Genomic DNA, 14,964 nt, shown 5'->3' on the forward strand with positions numbered 1-14,964 from the left:
CGTCCTGCGATCACGCGGGACCGGGCACGATCCCGGCCGGGTCGCGGTGGACCTGGCAGCGATGCTCGCCGACGGCGGCGAGGCGATCCGGGATCCGGGATCCGGGATCCGGAGGCGGCGTCTCGTGCTCACGGCAGGCAGCAGGCCGGGCCCGGTACCGGACGCCGCGCCGGGCCGCCCGGGCGCGGACCTACCGCCGGTGAAGGCCGCCGTCCCAAGACCCGAACCGGGCCGGAGAACGCGCGGCCGAACAGTTCCACCGGTCGGCCGGAACGGGACGAGCCACCCGGATACCGGGCCGGTGCCGGCCGGGCCGGGGTACGGACGCGGCCCACCCGGTCCTCACCGATGCCGACCTGAGCCACTGCCAGTTCACCGGCCTTCCACCCGGCCCGGATCCGGATCGGGTTCGGCTGCCGCTTCGCGCAGCCCTCTACCGGCTGGCACCGCCGCGGACTGCTCCCCGCCCGCGTCCGGACCCGCTTGTCTGTCTGTCTGCACGACGGGCGGTGATCGTCAGTCCGGGTGCCGCACCAGTGGTGAGACCGCCTGTGGGTTGCCGGGACCGCCGGGGCTGACGATTCCGCATTCATAGGCCCAGACCACGGCCTGGGCGCGGCTGGACAGGTGGAGCTTGGTCATGACGTGGTTGAGGTGCGTCTTCACCGTGGCCAGGCTGACCACCAGCCGCTCGGCGATCGCACGGTTGTCCATTCCTTCGCCGACCAGGCGCAGGACCTCTGTCTCACGGTTGGTCAGTCCGGCCCTCATCAGTCGGTCATGGCTCTCGGGTCCGGCGGAGGGGGGCCTGGAACGAGTCGCGGGCGGTGTAGTGCTGGACCAGGCGGCAGGTCACCGTGGGGGCGAAGAGCATCTCGCCTTCGGCGGTCAGTTCGATGGCGCGCAGCAGCCGGTCAGGCGGGGTTTCCTTGAGCAGGAAGCCCGATGCGCCGGCCCGTAGAGCCCGGAAGACGTACTCGTCCAGGTCGAAGGTGGTCAGGATGACCACCTTCGGAGGGAACCGCCGGGCGGCGGCGATGATGCGGGTGGTGGCGCCGATGCCGTCCAGGACGGGCATCCGGATGTCCATCAGGATGACGTCCGGTTGGGTCAGGGCCGCCAGTGCGACGGCTTCCTCGCCGTCGGCCGCCTCGCCGCAGGCCTCCATTCCCGGGGTGGCGCGGATGATCGCGGCCAGACCGGCACGAATCAGAACCTGGTCGTCGGCAACGAGTACTTTCGTCATGTCGCCCTTCGCACTCGGCCGCCGTCAGACGTGGAAAAACGCGAACACGGCTTCGACGGAGCAATTCTGACGCACCGTCGCACACGTGATCCCCCGTCATACTGACGCGTTCATGCATGTCTATCAAGCCGTTCCCGATTCCGGACGCGGCTCGACCCGTCCGGTCAGAGGCCGGTCCGGGGCCCCTGGCCACGCCCTCCGCGCGATCGAGCCGTCACGCGGACCGGACGCCACCCGTGCGGGGCCGGCGTCCTGGGAGGTGTTCGTCGGTGCCGGGCCACGAGCGATGCGCGCATGACCGGCTGCGACGCGCGGCGGGCAGGAGAGCGGACGGGACGGCCGCGCCGGGTGAGCTGCTGATCCGTGCGTTCCCTGTGCGACGTGACGGATCCCGGCCGGAGCCGCGTCAACCCCAGGGTTGAGGTGAGCACGTGGCGGTGAACCTCCGCGTCAACCGACCGTACGAGCTGTGGCGGGCGTCGTCCCGACCGGATCAACCCGGTGCCGGATCCCTGGCAGCCGGGTCTCGGGCAGGCTGCAGGAGGCCGCATCCGCGGCGCTCTCCGGCCGTTCCCGGGGGCGGTGCCACCCGCAGTGCCGTCGTCTCCCGCAGCTCGCAAAGGAGCAGGATCATGCATCCACCCCGCAGGTTTCCGGGCATCCCGAAATCGACCCGGTCCCCCCGTGGGCATCGTGGGGCGACCTGGCTGGTCACCCTGACCAGCCTGGCCGCCGCCGTACTTGCCGTACCGTTCGCCGCACCGGTCACCTCCGCGCAGGCCGCCACGCCCGTCTCCGCAGCAGGGCAGTGGCACCTGAACCGCGGGCGGATCATGGACAACGTGGTGGTGGCGCCGAACAGCACGACCACGGTGGCCGTGGCGGGTCAGGGCTGGCTCCCTTCCTCCAACCTCGACTCGGTGGCTCTGAACCTCAGCGCCGAGGGAGAGACGGGCAGCGGGTCGCTGTCGGTGTACGCGAGCGACCAGAGCGCGCCCACCGCAACCGCGCTCAGCTACGGTACGGCCAACTACCAGGCGAACCTCGTGATCAGCAAGGTCGGCGCGGACGGCAGGATCAAACTCGTCAACTCCGGAACCTCCGCGGCACGGGTCTACTTGGACAACCAGGGCTACACCCTGCTGATCGACTCCTCCTCGGGGGGCAGCACCTACGTCCCGGTCTCACCCACCCAGATCCTGACCGACGTCACCATCGCGCCGAACTCCACCTACCGGATGTCTCCGCTGGACAACGGGCCGATCCCCGCCCTCGGCGTTCAGGCGGTCTCCCTGTCGATCTCGGCGCTCAGTTCGGGCACCGGCACGGTGCGTGTCTACGGCGCGGGGGACTTCACCCCTGCCGACGCCACCCTCGACTACGCCGCGAACACCCTCGACCAGAACTTCGCGATAGCCAAGATCGGCACCAACACCCTGTTGGACGGCAACGGCAACGGCATCGTGAACATCAACAACTTCGGCTCCAGCCCCGTGACCATCTCCGTGTCGGCCACCGGGTACTTCTCCACCCTCGCCACGACCGGGGCGCTGGTGCACCCGCTCGCACCGGCACGGATAGCCGAGAACGTGAGTATCGAGGCAGGGAGCAGCTACGTGCTGCCGGTGCTCGGCCGGGGCGGCATCCCCACGTCCAAGCCCGACGCGGTGGGGATCAACCTCACCGCCAGGAGCACGGACTCCGGAGTCGTCACGGTCAGTTCCTCCGGACTGGTCGACGCCGGCTTCAACACCGTTGCCTATCAGCCGAACAGCGCGGTCAGCACCTTCTCCACCGCGCGGGTGGGTTGCAGCGGGCAGATCGTCCTCACCAACACCGGCACCTCGGCGGTCACCGTCTCCGTCGATGCCTACGCCTACTTCGGCAATCCGGACAACACCGCCGTCGCCGCGGCCGGAACGACCGCCGGGAGGATCGAAGCCGTCACAGGCGTCGCCGATCTCAGCCGGCGCACCACCAGCGACACGAACAACGTCTCCGTCTCGTCCTGCACCGACGACGTGGGAACGAACACCATCAGCATTCCGAGGAACAGTGCCTCCGGGGTGTCGGCAACGGCCGCCTTCGGGACCGTGACCATCGGCGTTCCCGCATCCGGCACCGGCACCACGACGGCGGGGACCACGGTGTACAGCGGCACCCGGCCGGGCTACTCGGCCGCCGTCCAGGCCACCGACGACGGAGGCTTCAGGGCCCTGGTGCACATCGACAACGTGTCCGCCCCGACGGCCTACGACTTCCCCGTGACGCTTCCCGCCGGCACGCGCCTGAGCCTTGACGACGACGGATCCGTCGGGATCGTCAAGGAGCGGACGGACAGCGACGGGAACAGTTACACCGTGCAGGTCGCCCAGATCGACAAGCCCTGGGCGAAGGACGCCGCCGGCGTCTCCTGGCCTGCCTCGTTCCGCCTGAACGGCAACACCGTCACGCTCACCACGGACCTCACCCCGGTCACCAACGCCTCGGGCCTCACGGTCTCGCCGACCTTCCCGGTCGTTGCCGACCCCAAGTACAGCTGGGGATGGATCACCGGCACCATCTACTACAACAGGGCCGAGACCAACAAGTGGCGGTACTCGGGGACAGCCATCACCTTGGCGTGGACGGCACTTGCCGCCATCACCGCTGAATTCGGGCCCGTCGGCTGGGCCCTCGGCGCCGGCGGTGTCGTCGCCTGGTCCTACTACGTCACCGGCGTGGCCAGGACCGCCTACGGCGACGGGGAATGCCTCAAGATCAAGTCTTACCTCGCCGCCGGTCACTACCGGGGCGGCTACTGCAGGTAGCCGCAGAAGCCTGCCGCTTTCGGAACTCCGGCCGAACCGCCGTAGGTAGGTATCACCAGCGGGCCCGACGCGGGGGAATGCGTCGGGCCCGCTGCGCGGTCGCACCGCACGCCCGCCCGCCCGCACGCCCGCCCGCCCGCCCGGCGACCCTCCACACGGGCCCGGTTGCTGTCGCGGACCTTGCCGCGGAACAGATCGAGACAGCGGTGAACCTCTCGGCGCCCCGGGCGGGCGCCGTCGTGGCGCGGTCGGCGAACCGGCCTCCCCGGTACCGGTGAACACCGGTGCGGGTGTCGATCCCACCGATCACCTCGACGTGCCGTGACACGGCGGCCGGGTTCCTTCCGTACGCGGCGAGCGGACCGCGCGCACCGGACGGCAGACGGACACCACCGTGGAGAACACCGGCGCAACGACCAGGAGCCCCGTCCTGGTACCCCTCCTGGCGGACCGGCCGTGGCACGCTCGTAGGCCGGGGCGAAGGAACTCGGTGCTGCCGGTTGCCGATCGCGCGGTTTCCGGCCTCACGCGCCGGCCTCTTGGAGCGCCGGTGCACCGGGCGTAGTCTGCGCCGGTGCACCTCGAACCGAGACCCTCCGGCAGCCTCGTGCAGAGCCTGCGTCAGCCGCTGGTGGTCGACTCGCTGCTCGCCGCGGCGTACGCGATTGCAGCTCTGGTCATAGGCCAGGAGGCTCAGCCAGGTGCCTGGCACTCGCTGGACGGCCGGGGTGCGCTGCTCACCCTCCTGATCAGCGGAGCGCTCGTCGCGCGACGCATCTTCCCGGCGCCTGTGCTGTGCAGCGTGGTTGTCCTGTGGCTGGTGTACATCGCCGCCGGGTACTGGCCCGTCGTCAATTCTCCGTCTGCACTGCTGGCGTTGTACTCGGTCGCCGCGGCCTGCCGGCCTCGGACCACGGGCGCCTGTGCGGCTGCGGTTGCCGCGGCCTGGGTACTGACAGGGCTGTTGTACTCGGCGGATTACGCGTCGATGGACGCAGTGGTCGTTCAGGCGATTGCGTTTCCGGCGGGCGTGGTCCTGCTCGGGCGTACCGCTGGGATCGCTGCCGAACGCAGCCGCCGACTGGCGGCGATGACACACCGTCTGCGTGCGGAGCAGGAGGCCCGGGCTCGGCAGGCGGTGACCGAGGAACGGGTCCGGATCGCGCGTGAGCTGCACGATGTGGTGGCGCATCACATGTCCGTGGTGTCGCTCCATGCGGGCATGGCGTCCTACGTGTTCGCAGCCGACCCGGAGACCGCCCGGGAAGCGCTGGGTACGATCGCCGCTACCAGCAGGGAGGCCCTCGAAGAGCTACGGCGGCTGCTCGTCCTGCTGCGGGAGACGCCCGACCCGGCAGAACCGGATGCAGGGAATGACGGGCGGGAGGCGGCCGGATTCGCGCCTGCCCCGGGTCTCGACCGATTGGACGAACTGCTGTCGCGGGTAAGGGCGGCGGGCGTTCCGGTCGAGCTGCAGGTCGAGGGCACCCCCTTCCGGCTTCGGGCGGGAATGGACCTGTGCGCGTACCGGGTGATCCAGGAGGCGCTGACCAACGTGCTCAAGCACGCCGCTCCGGCGAGCGTCACGGTCGGTATCCGCTACGAGGCGCAGTCGGTCTCGGTGCGAGTCACCGACAACGGCACACGCCCGGCTTCGGTCGACTCCGGCGCGCCTGTCGGGCACGGCCTGATCGGTATGCGGGAACGCGCCAGGATTTATCAGGGGACAGTGAGCGCCGGGCCTCGTCCCGAAGGCGGTTTCGAGGTGCAGCTCAGCCTTCCCGGAAGCTTTCAAGCACAGTGAGAGCGTGGTGGTGAAGCGATCGGCGTTCGGCTGTCCCGGGTGGGTGATGCCTCGCACGTAGGTGCTGGTGGCGGGGCGGGCATGAAAGAGCGGGTCACCGGGCGGGCGGAGAAAGCCGCTCCGGCCGTCGTCGACTTCGTCGTCTTCCGCTCCGGCGGCCGGAACCTCACCCTCCCCGGCACCGCCGTCGACATGACCTCCCCCATCGGCGGACCCGTCCTCCTCGGCCTCGCCGCCCTCGCCGTGCGCAGCCGTGCGCAGCCGCGTGAAGCCGCGTGAAGCCGCGTGAAGCGCTGCCAGGCCGGGCGGGACGGCCGGAGCGGAGGGCAGGGTGCCGGAGCGGGGTTCTCCGGTCGCAGGGCTGTCCTGACGACGGGCCGGGTCCGGTCGTGTGTGCCGGGGCCGGGGCGTGCACGGGAGGAGGCGGGGCAGGGGCGCGGCATGACGGATGTGGTGCGGGCGGGTGTGCGGCCCGCTCACCGCCTTGATGACGGCCGAACCGACCGACCCCCACCGCTCCTTGCGGTGGGGGTCGGAGGCACGAGCTCTGAACTCGACCTCCTATTCGGTGCGCAGGGCCGTGGCGGTCCGGGCCCTGGCGGCCCAGCCGGCGGGCAGGAGCGCACCCAGGGTGGCGATGAGCAGGCCACCGAGTGCGAGCGGGAACAGTTCGGCTCCGTGGTGGACGGCGATGACGGAACCGGGAAGGCGGAGTCCCACGCTGTCGAGCGTGATGATCATCCAGGCGGGCGCCGCCCGCAAGATCATGAAGACCTCCCCCGAGGAGGCCTGCGAGGCACTGCTCGCCGTCGAGGCCGGCGGGCGGGCGGGCGGCCATGACCGAGCTGCGCCACGTCATGGGGCTGCTCACCATGACGGACGAGGAAGAGGGGACGGACGAAGGTGCAGACCTCGCCCACACGGCGGCGGTGCCGGCCCCGCAACCCGGCCTGGACCAGCTGGAAAAGCTGGTCGGACGAGTCCGGGACACCGGACTGCCCGTCGACCTGACCGTGACCGGCCCACCCCGGCCCCTCCCGCCCGGAGTCGAACTCGCCGCCTACCGCGTGGTCCAGGAAGCCCTGACCGATACCGTGAAGCACGCGTCCGGCGCCACCGCCGCCGTCACCGTCGAATACGGCCCGGAACGGCTCCGGGTGGAAGTCACCGACACCGGCGGGCACCCGGGCGCGGGCGCCGGAAGCGGCCGTGGCCTGATCGGCCTGCGCGAGCGCCTCGCCGTCTACGGCGGAATCCTGGACACGGGCCGGCGTCTGACCGGCGGTTACCGTGTGGAGGCCCTGATCCCCCTGGAGGCACCGTGACCGAGCCGCTGCGAGTCCTCCTCGCCGACGACCAGACCCTGGTCCGCACCGGATTCCGGTTGATCCTCAGGGCGGACGGCATCGATGTCGTCGCCGAGGCGACCAACGGGGCCGAAGCGGTCGAAGCGGTCCGCCGTACACGTCCCGACGTGATCCTGATGGACGTCCGGATGCCCGAGATGGACGGCCTGGAGGCCACCCGCCGGATCCTCACCGGTCCCCCCGACAAACCCCGCGTCATCATCCTGACCACCTTCGACCTCGACCGGTACGTCTATGCGGCACTGTCCGCCGGGGCCAGCGGCTTCCTCCTCAAGGACGTCACCCCCGAGCAACTGACCGCGGCCGTCCGCACGGTCCGTACCGGCGACGCCCTCCTCGCGCCCGCCATCACCCGCCGCCTCGTGCAGCGGTTCACCCGGCGCGGCAGCGACACCGCCTCCCTCCACCGCAACCTCGCCTCACTCACCCCACGTGAACTGGAGGTCCTCGGCCTGCTCGCCCGAGGACTGAGCAACGCCGAACTCGCCACCCGCCTCCACCTGGCCGAGGCGACCGTCAAGACGCACGTCGCCCGCATCCTCGCCAAGCTCGGCCTCCGCGACCGTGTCCAGGCCGTCATCGTCGCCTACGAAACAGGGCTGGTCAGCGTCGGCGCGGACGAGGCGGCCCAGCAGTCCACCGAGCAGACGCGGACCTGATGGGACACGATGCCGCTTCGGAGCGCGCCGCCCGGGTGCACCTCCTGGCGAACCGGGCCACGATCGGCGACCGCCGGATCACGGCGAACCCACGCCGGTACATCCACCTCAAGCGCAACGCCGGCCAGGTCCGCTCCGACACCATGGGCGAGTTCCTGCTCGACACGTACGAGCAAGTCGGCCGACGGCTGGATGCGGCTTCACGGCGAGCCGCGATGCAGAGCGCCCGGGTGTCGGTGGCCGGAGCCGCCGCCTCCGGCCTCGGCACAGCCCCGGTGTGGGCGGCGATGCTGTGGCCGGCCAGCACCGGCCGGACGAGCCTGCCACGCGGCGGCGCCGCGGTGTTCGCGCTCGCCGCGGTCGGAACCAGCCTGCGCGGCATCGTCGGCCACGGCGCGGACCTGCTGCGCACCGGCACCCTCGCCTTGAGCGCGCAGGCCTCAATCAGCGGCCCAGTAGGGGGCTTCGAAGGGGAGCGGCTCGCCGATGTTCTCGATGAATCCGTCGTCGGGGCACAGGCTTAGCGAGCGAGCGAACGAGCCGCCCGTCCTCCCGGACAGCGAAGGCGGACCAGTCGACGGCGCTGTTCATGGCGTGCAGCACGAGGCGTCGGCCAGCGCCCGCGGCAACGAGTTCGGCCGACAGTGCGGACGACAGCTCGGGAATCAGCCGCTGGTCGCACACGATGTCGGTATCGGGGAAGCGCGCCGCGCAGGCGTGCCCGAAGGGCGGACACATCCCCTGCCAGAGGCTGACAGGAGCCGTCGGCTCCACCGTCCGGCCCGGAGTGAGGCGCCTCGTCATGGCGATGGTCCGACCGAGTTCGGACGCGCCTGCCTGCCGCAGGCAGGCGGCCACGTCGCCGTCGGCGTACACCAGCAGGCCGGCATTGAACCCCACGGCTTCCCCCCTCCAGGTACAACGCATCCCGTTGTCCTGAAAGGCTGGCGCTGTGACCGACGACGTCCACCGGGTTGGCGATGCCGGCACCCGCAGCGGTGGGATGAGCCGAAGGCCGTGAGGGGCGAGCGAAACCGGTTGCAGGTGCGGCCCGGGGCCTGGGACCGTACGGGCTCCCGCAACTGCGACGAGGCTTGGATGACGATCTACTTCTACGGCGCGGACGAAGTCCCTTACGGCTGTTTCTCCAACTTCTCCGCCCACGACCTGGAACTCGACGGGCACGTGTGGCCGACCTCGGAGCACTGCTTCCAGGCCCAGAAGTTCATCGGCACCCGCCATGCCGATCTCATCCGTCGAGCTCGCACGCCGCTGCGTGCGGCCGAGTTGGGCCGTGACCCGTCCAGACCGTTGCGGCGGGACTGGGAGCGTGTCAAGGACGACGTGATGCGTCGTGCCGTGGCGGCCAAGTTCCGTGCGCATGCGGACATCCGCGGCATCCTGTTGTCCACCGCCGACGAGGAGATCGTCGAGGACACCGGCACCGACCACTACTGGGGCCGCGGCAGGACCGGAACCGGCAAGAACATGCTCGGCCGGATCCTGATGCGCACCCGCAATCAGCTCCGCACCGAAGCCCAAGGAGGTCACGATCACTTCGAGTAGCGCACCCGAGAAGTGATGCCCATACCGGCACCCGGGGACGGGCGGGGCGGTCAGGCTGCAGCGGCGCCGAAACGTCCGCCCCGGCGGATGCCCTTCTCGCTGCGGATGCGGATGCGGGCGCGTTCGCGGCGCTTGACCGCCAGGACGTCCGGGTGGCGGGCATCGGCGTTGCGCCGGCGCAGGTAGCGGTGCAGTTCGCGGGTTGTCGACGGTCACGTGATTCCCCAGGGCAAACGTCACGTGATTCCCCACCCCCCTCGGTTTGGTGCACAGCGCCCGAGCCGAGGTCGGTGCTGTCGGCCTGCCCCGGCCCCGTGCAGGTCCACCTCGCGTGTCGCATGTGCCTTGAGGGCGATCACGGGTTCGACCTGCGAGCGAGCCGCCGTGACCGGAGGGACGTGCTGACCCGTCGCGCGGAGACGCTAGCCGGGTCCGGTGCCACCGGGCGCGGACCGATCCGGGTTCACCACGCTGACGGGGTCGCCGACCTGCACGTGGTCGAAGAACCAGCGGGCGTCCTCGGTGTTCAGCCCGACCGCCCCGAAGGTGCGGTTCTCGTGACCCAGGATGTCCGGCCCGTACCAGTTCATGCCGCAGACGTACGTCGAGCGGCCGTCCCCGGCGATCAGCCGCACGCACCAGGACAGCGTCGGCTCGTACTCGCCCCCACCGGACGGCTGCACCGTCGGACCGGTGCTGCTGCTCATGTGGGGCGAGGCCTGCTTGTCCGCCACCTTCATGGTGCCCGTCGGGGTGGGGAAGTCGGGACGCCCCGCAGTCGCGGGCAGCGTCCGAAGGATGGTGGTGCCGGACCGGACCCGGACCGTGTGTTCGGTCAGGTCCACATAGCCGGCCACATCCCTCGACGGCAGCGGGGCGCTCGTGCCGGTACTCGGCGCAGGCGTGGGCCCGGCGGTCGCCGGTGCGGCGGCCCCTTGCTGACGCCCCGGCCAGACGGCACCCGAGCTCAGCAGGCCGACCGCGCACACCGCCACGGCCACTGCTCCCGCCGCCGCCCGCCGCCTGCGCCGCCGGCCCATACCCCGGCGGCGCACGGTGTCGTACGGCAGCGGCAGCGCCACCGGCGCCTCCCGATACAGGCCGCGCAGCGACGAGGAGATCCTGTCCTCATGTTCGGAGCGCGGGTGGTCCTCCAGCTCAGGCACAGTTGTTCATCCTTTCCGAATGCCGGAGGGCGCTCCCCGCCTCCGGCTCGTCGCGCAGGTGCTCCGCGAGCGCGGCGCGCCCCCGGAAGAGACGGGCCTTGATCGTGCCGGCCGCCGCCCCGGTCTCCTCGGCTATCTGCTGGAGACTCAGATCGCACAGGTGGAAGAGCACGATTGCCTGCCGCTGCGCCGCCGGAAGCCTGCGCAGGGCCGCCACCAGGGCGGTGTGCTCCGGACCCGGACCGGACGCCTCCTGCGGCAGCGCCTGTACGCGCTGTCGCTCCAGCGCCCGGCCGCGGCGGGCCCGCCGCCACCGGCTGACCGCCAGGCGCCAGGCGACCGTACGGATCCAGGCCTCGGGCGGGCCGTCGTCGGACGAGAACCGGGCGCGTCTCTCCCAGCCCCGGACGAAAGCCTCCTGGACCGCGTCCTGCGCCTCGCTGAATTCCCCCGTCATGGCGTACAACTGCCGTACCAGTAGGGAGAACGAGGACTTGTAGAACGCGCTGTACTCCTCGTCGGTCATCCCGTGTGCCACTCCGTCTTCTCGATCGGACGCCCCTGCATCCACCAACCCCACGCACAGCACGCGCACCGGGTTGCACCGGATCCGGCAGCGGAGTCAGCGGGAGCGCGCAGCACGGAACGGCAGCGCCAGCAACGGGCCGACCAGCCGGCCTGCCAGGAACCAGCTCTTGATCAGCTCTGCCCGGTCCACTTCACTCATCGGCGGGCCGCCCGGGGGTGATCCCGGCCGCCTCCGCCGGCCCCGGGTACTTCCTGACCGTCCTGCGGTCCGCTCCCGAGCCAGGCGGCGAGCTGCATCTTCGAGCGGCCCGCACACCGGTGGACGCATAGCTCCATGATGTCGACCACGGTGAACGTCCGCCCTGCCATCCGGTGTGTCCGTCGACCTCGGCCCGCAGGTCGAGGGCTGCTTCGGCGAGGTCGAGGGCCTGCTGCAGGAACGTGCGGGCGTCGCGGTAGCCGCCCAGGGCCGGCAGGCCGATGCCGACCCAGCGGGTCAGCGTCCGCCGGCGGTCCGGGTCCGTACCGCCGGGCAGCGCCTGCAGGTCCTCCACAACCGTGGCCAGGTGGCCGCGGTCGGTGGGGACCATGTGCAGATCGTCGTCTTCCAAAGCCGTGGGACGCCACCCGGCAGCGGGCCGTACGTCGTGCCCCCTGCATCGACACGGGCGAGCCTCTGCCCGACCACCGGCGGGTGTTCGGCCATCGGGATCCCGACGAGCGCGCCGGGGACGCGTACGGCGAGGACTACCTCGGCCCTCGGCTCGACCGGCAGGCCGGGCTGTCGGCGGCCCGGCCGGCGGAGCAGTGTTCAGTCGCACCGGCTGGGAGGTGTTCCGCCAGGGATCGCCTCCGCGCTGCTGTCCGGGTGATGGATGATCAGGAGGCCGTCTTCTGCGTCGGCTGCGTCGGCTTCGTTGGCTTCGAAGAGTTCCTCCAGGTACTCCCACGGGTCGCCGCCGGATGCTTCGATCCGCTTCTCGTCGGCCCTGTTCAGGAAACGGGAGTTCGGCGCGCCGTGGAGCCTGGGGCTTTCCAGCGGGCATTGGCCGGACGGGCCGAGTATCCGGAGGACGAACTCGGCCATGCCGAAGTCGAAGCGCGTGAAGTCGCCCCCGCGGTCGCGGACCACGACGGGCCACCGGTCGGAATCGGGGTCGGTGGTGTCCCAGTGGAGGACGCCGCAGTCGACCGTCGCTCCCCAGCAGACCAGTCCGCCGGCCTGTGGCCATACCGACTGGCGCCGGTCGGTGTGCTCCTGGTGCAGGGACCGCGCTACATCGGTGAGGCCGCTGATCGTGCTCTCGCGGAGGTCGGGACCGCTGCCGAGGACGGTCGCGACCACCATGTAGTCGTCGATCGCCCCGGCCCCGCAGACGGTCAGGAAGTCACGGTAGTCACCGGGGAAGCCCGTGTTCCAGCTCTCGGCGACCTGCCCCCAGTCGGAGGGGCGCCCCGCAGGGTCCGTCGGCGGTACCAGCAGGGCGGACAGTCGCTCCACTGCGGGATTCACCATGGATATGTTGGCTCCGTTCACTTGACGCCTGCTGCCGGCACCGGACTGCTGTGCCGGTTCCGGGCGGCAGAGTAGCTCGCCCCCGTATCACCGGGAGCCGGCCCGACCCGAGAGGGCGGCTCCGGCATCGCCCGGGTGGGAGACCTCTTACCAGGATCAGGCGGATTTCCGATCTGACTTTCCCAGGTGGCTCCGGAGGACGAAGCCGGCCGGCCGCTTCGCCCCGACCGGGTACTGCCCGACGAGCACACCACGGCGTACCGGAGTCCAGGACCACCCTCTGGCCGGCTGGAGGCCGACGGCCGCGTCGACCGGCCCGCCCTGCCGGCGGAGACCGTGTTCGAGGACGAGCAGCTCGGCCGCCGGGTCGTGGCACAGCGGGCCGGCTTCCCCGAGCTCGACCAGGAGCAGCAGGAGCTGCCGGCCGCGCTCGGAATCGACGCGTCCACACCATCCTTCGCGGTCACCGCCACCGACCGTTTCCTCCCCACCGGCATCCTGCCCGCCCGCGGCCTCACCTGCCGACCCGACCGGGCCCCGGCGCATCCGCCACCGCCCCCCGGCCTGGCTCCGGCGCGTTCCTCCGGGCTCTCCTGACAGGCTGTCACCGCCCGGCCACCCATGCCCGACCGTCCTTGGCCCGGAGGCCCGGAACGCCTCGCTCGCCTTCCGGGCCTCCGGGCCAAGGACGGTCGGTGTACGGTCGGGCCGTGAACGACAGCGCGCTCGTACGCCTCGCGACCTTCAACGTCCTGCACGGGCGGCCGCTCCACTCCGACGGGCGTCCCGTGTCCGCCGGCTCCGAACCCTTCGGCATGCGCCCCCTGCTCGACGCCGTCACCGCTCTGGACGCCGACGTGCTGGCCCTCCAGGAACTCGACCGCTTCCAGGACCGCACCGGCCGCGTCGACCAGGCCCGCGCCGTCGCCGAGGCCGCCGGTGCCACCGACTGGCGCTACACCTCGGCTCTGCACGCCCTCGCCGCCCCCGGCCGGACATGGGTTCCCGACCCGTCCGAACCCGGCATGCGCGTGTACGGGCCACCCGGCACCGGCCACGACGGCGAATCCCCCTCGCACGGCGTCGCCCTGATGACGCGTCTGCCCGTCCTCGCCTGGCACGCCCGCCGCTTCACCGCCCCGCCCCTCGCCGTCCCGCTGCGCCTGCGCGGACGGCCCGGCCTCACCGTGATCCGCGACCGGCCGCGCTCCGCCCTCGCCGCCGTCCTCCAGGGCCGGCGCGGCCCGTTCACCGCCGTCGCCCTGCACCTCTCCTTCTTCCCCGGGCCCAACATCCGCCAGCTCCTCGCCATCCACCGGTGGATCTCCGACCTGCCACGGCCGCACCTCCTCCTCGGCGACTTCAACCTCGGCGGCGCGATACCCGCCACCGTCCTGCGCGCCGCCGACCTACTCACACCCAATTCCCCGACCAGCCCTGCCCGCTGGCGCGACCTGGCCCGCGCCCGCACCTTCCCCGCCCACCGCCCCCGACTCCAACTCGACCACATCCTCGCCTCCGGAATCCCCCACTCCGATCCCCACACCCCCCACTACCTTCGCCTCCCACTCTCCGACCACCGCCCCCTGGCCGTGGACCTCCCCCTCTGACCGGCCGATCGAGAACCGGTGACGGGCAAGTGGCGGTCGACCGGCTTGTGGGACTGGCTCGATCGCCGGACAGCACAGCAGGGCTCCTGGTGGATGCGGTGGTTGTCCACGCCGTCCGCGCTCCCAGGAGTCCTGTGTGTCGTTCTGCCCTGCCCGGTCCGTCATTGCCGACTCCGACCCGATGCCGGGATGTTGATGTCCGGCGTGCCGTTTCGGTCGTGGGGCCGACCGAACGGCCCGGCCGCGGCGGTATCCCTCCGACATGAGCGACGCGGAGTGGCAGGCCACCGAGCCGCTGCTGCCGTTGCCGGCATGGCACCGGTGCCGGGGGCGGTCGTCCGGAGAAGCACTGCCGCCGGGTGATCGTGGACGCCATCCGGTACATGGTCGACAACGGATGCAAGTGGCGGGCACTGCCCGTCGACTTCCCTCCCCGCGCCACCGTGCACTCCTTCTCATGCACGCCCTGCGAGCCCACTGCGACCACGACCTGCAGGACGACGCCACCGTGGTCATCGTGGAATGGCACCCCCAGACATAAGCCAAGAGCAAATAGCGTGATCACTGAGCCCTTCTCATCCTGAGCTGCGAGGGTGACGACAGGATTGAGGAAGTGGGGCGTGACGCAACAGGGCTCCCGGCTGTTGCACTGGTGATCTCACTCGCCAACGCTTCAACCCGGGAGCCCTGTT

The 14,964-nt window shown here is 71.2% G+C and carries 13 protein-coding genes and 5 pseudogenes; 9 read left to right on the forward strand and 9 right to left on the reverse strand.

What is annotated here, in order from left to right; genetic code table 11:
- Positions 1-516: 516 nt before the first annotated feature.
- A pseudogene (locus SNE206_RS37155) lies at positions 517-1,246 on the reverse strand (response regulator).
- 632 nt (positions 1,247-1,878) lie between these two features.
- Between SNE206_RS37155 and SNE206_RS37160 the strand changes: the two are divergent.
- The 3 genes from SNE206_RS37160 to SNE206_RS37170 all read left to right on the forward strand — a co-directional run bounded on the left by SNE206_RS37160 (position 1,879) and on the right by SNE206_RS37170 (position 6,139).
- Positions 1,879-4,056 carry a hypothetical protein gene (locus SNE206_RS37160; protein ID WP_407918008.1) on the forward strand — a complete coding sequence of 726 codons (2,178 nt, stop codon included), beginning with the start codon at positions 1,879-1,881 and terminating at the stop codon, positions 4,054-4,056.
- Positions 4,057-4,630: 574 nt separating this feature from the next.
- Complete coding sequence (locus tag SNE206_RS37165) at positions 4,631-5,860, forward strand: sensor histidine kinase (RefSeq protein WP_407918009.1); 1,230 nt, start codon at positions 4,631-4,633, stop codon at positions 5,858-5,860.
- An 81-nt stretch (positions 5,861-5,941) separates the two neighbouring features.
- A complete protein-coding gene (locus tag SNE206_RS37170; RefSeq protein ID WP_407918010.1) occupies positions 5,942-6,139 on the forward strand; it encodes a hypothetical protein in 198 nt (65 codons plus the stop codon).
- A 282-nt stretch (positions 6,140-6,421) separates the two neighbouring features.
- On the opposite strand, the gene SNE206_RS37175 is transcribed toward SNE206_RS37170, so the two are convergent.
- Complete coding sequence (locus tag SNE206_RS37175; protein WP_407918020.1) at positions 6,422-6,628, reverse strand: hypothetical protein; 207 nt, start codon at positions 6,626-6,628, stop codon at positions 6,422-6,424.
- Here SNE206_RS37175 and SNE206_RS37180 point away from each other — a divergent pair.
- Together SNE206_RS37180 and SNE206_RS37185 are read left to right on the forward strand one after the other, a co-directional pair.
- Positions 6,588-7,185 (forward strand): annotated as a pseudogene (locus SNE206_RS37180) (sensor histidine kinase); the annotation flags it as partial. The gene SNE206_RS37175 and the pseudogene SNE206_RS37180 overlap by 41 nt on opposite strands.
- Positions 7,182-7,886, forward strand: coding sequence for a response regulator (locus tag SNE206_RS37185; protein WP_407918011.1), 705 nt, complete (start codon positions 7,182-7,184; stop codon positions 7,884-7,886). The pseudogene SNE206_RS37180 and the gene SNE206_RS37185, both read left to right, overlap by 4 nt.
- Before the next feature lie 440 nt (positions 7,887-8,326).
- Here SNE206_RS37185 and SNE206_RS37190 read toward each other — a convergent pair whose 3' ends face one another.
- Positions 8,327-8,446, reverse strand: a complete 120-nt coding sequence (locus tag SNE206_RS37190; protein WP_407918019.1) for a DUF6928 family protein — start codon at positions 8,444-8,446, stop codon at positions 8,327-8,329.
- Positions 8,447-8,468: 22 nt separating this feature from the next.
- Positions 8,469-8,813 (reverse strand): annotated as a pseudogene (locus SNE206_RS37195) (DUF6928 family protein); the annotation flags it as partial.
- A gap of 171 nt (positions 8,814-8,984) precedes the next feature.
- On the opposite strand from SNE206_RS37195, the gene SNE206_RS37200 reads away from it, so the two are divergent.
- Positions 8,985-9,452: an NADAR family protein gene (locus SNE206_RS37200; RefSeq protein WP_407918012.1), complete on the forward strand. Its 468-nt coding sequence runs from the start codon at positions 8,985-8,987 to the stop codon at positions 9,450-9,452.
- A gap of 50 nt (positions 9,453-9,502) precedes the next feature.
- Here the strand turns inward: SNE206_RS37200 and SNE206_RS37205 are convergent.
- From SNE206_RS37205 to SNE206_RS37225, 5 genes and pseudogenes are all read right to left on the reverse strand, one after another.
- Positions 9,503-9,655, reverse strand: a pseudogene (locus tag SNE206_RS37205) (IS630 family transposase); the annotation flags it as partial.
- Between the two features lie 219 nt (positions 9,656-9,874).
- Positions 9,875-10,618, reverse strand: a complete 744-nt coding sequence (locus SNE206_RS37210; RefSeq protein ID WP_407918013.1) for a L,D-transpeptidase — start codon at positions 10,616-10,618, stop codon at positions 9,875-9,877.
- On the reverse strand, positions 10,611-11,144 hold the full coding sequence (locus SNE206_RS37215; protein WP_407918014.1) for a SigE family RNA polymerase sigma factor: 534 nt from the start codon (positions 11,142-11,144) through the stop codon (positions 10,611-10,613). The genes SNE206_RS37210 and SNE206_RS37215 overlap by 8 nt, the downstream gene beginning before the upstream one ends.
- 193 nt (positions 11,145-11,337) lie before the next feature.
- A complete protein-coding gene (locus SNE206_RS37220) occupies positions 11,338-11,736 on the reverse strand; it encodes a hypothetical protein (protein WP_407918015.1) in 399 nt (132 codons plus the stop codon).
- 221 nt (positions 11,737-11,957) lie between these two features.
- Positions 11,958-12,662: a hypothetical protein gene (locus SNE206_RS37225; protein WP_407918016.1), complete on the reverse strand. Its 705-nt coding sequence runs from the start codon at positions 12,660-12,662 to the stop codon at positions 11,958-11,960.
- A gap of 186 nt (positions 12,663-12,848) precedes the next feature.
- Between SNE206_RS37225 and SNE206_RS37230 the strand changes: the two genes are divergently transcribed.
- The 3 genes and pseudogenes from SNE206_RS37230 to SNE206_RS37240 form a co-directional block, all read left to right on the forward strand.
- On the forward strand, positions 12,849-13,259 hold the full coding sequence (locus SNE206_RS37230) for a hypothetical protein (protein ID WP_407918017.1): 411 nt from the start codon (positions 12,849-12,851) through the stop codon (positions 13,257-13,259).
- 113 nt (positions 13,260-13,372) lie between these two features.
- Positions 13,373-14,272 carry an endonuclease/exonuclease/phosphatase family protein gene (locus SNE206_RS37235; protein WP_407918018.1) on the forward strand — a complete coding sequence of 300 codons (900 nt, stop codon included), beginning with the start codon at positions 13,373-13,375 and terminating at the stop codon, positions 14,270-14,272.
- Positions 14,273-14,534: 262 nt separating this feature from the next.
- A pseudogene (locus SNE206_RS37240) lies at positions 14,535-14,727 on the forward strand (transposase); the annotation flags it as partial.
- Positions 14,728-14,964 lie beyond the last annotated feature (237 nt).

The sequence above is a fragment of the Kitasatospora sp. NE20-6 genome, assembly GCF_045862635.1.

What these genes read in the sequence shown, in the direction of transcription:
- SNE206_RS37160 (WP_407918008.1), top strand. Translation starts at nt 1,879, where the DNA reads ATGCATCCACCCCGCAGGTTTCCGGGCATCCCGAAATCGACCCGGTCC.
- SNE206_RS37170 (WP_407918010.1), top strand. Translation starts at nt 5,942, where the DNA reads ATGAAAGAGCGGGTCACCGGGCGGGCGGAGAAAGCCGCTCCGGCCGTC.
- SNE206_RS37175 (WP_407918020.1), bottom strand. Translation starts at nt 6,628, where the DNA reads ATGATCTTGCGGGCGGCGCCCGCCTGGATGATCATCACGCTCGACAGC.
- SNE206_RS37200 (WP_407918012.1), top strand. Translation starts at nt 8,985, where the DNA reads ATGACGATCTACTTCTACGGCGCGGACGAAGTCCCTTACGGCTGTTTC.
- SNE206_RS37215 (WP_407918014.1), bottom strand. Translation starts at nt 11,144, where the DNA reads ATGACCGACGAGGAGTACAGCGCGTTCTACAAGTCCTCGTTCTCCCTA.
- SNE206_RS37220 (WP_407918015.1), bottom strand. Translation starts at nt 11,736, where the DNA reads ATGGTCCCCACCGACCGCGGCCACCTGGCCACGGTTGTGGAGGACCTG.
- SNE206_RS37225 (WP_407918016.1), bottom strand. Translation starts at nt 12,662, where the DNA reads ATGGTGAATCCCGCAGTGGAGCGACTGTCCGCCCTGCTGGTACCGCCG.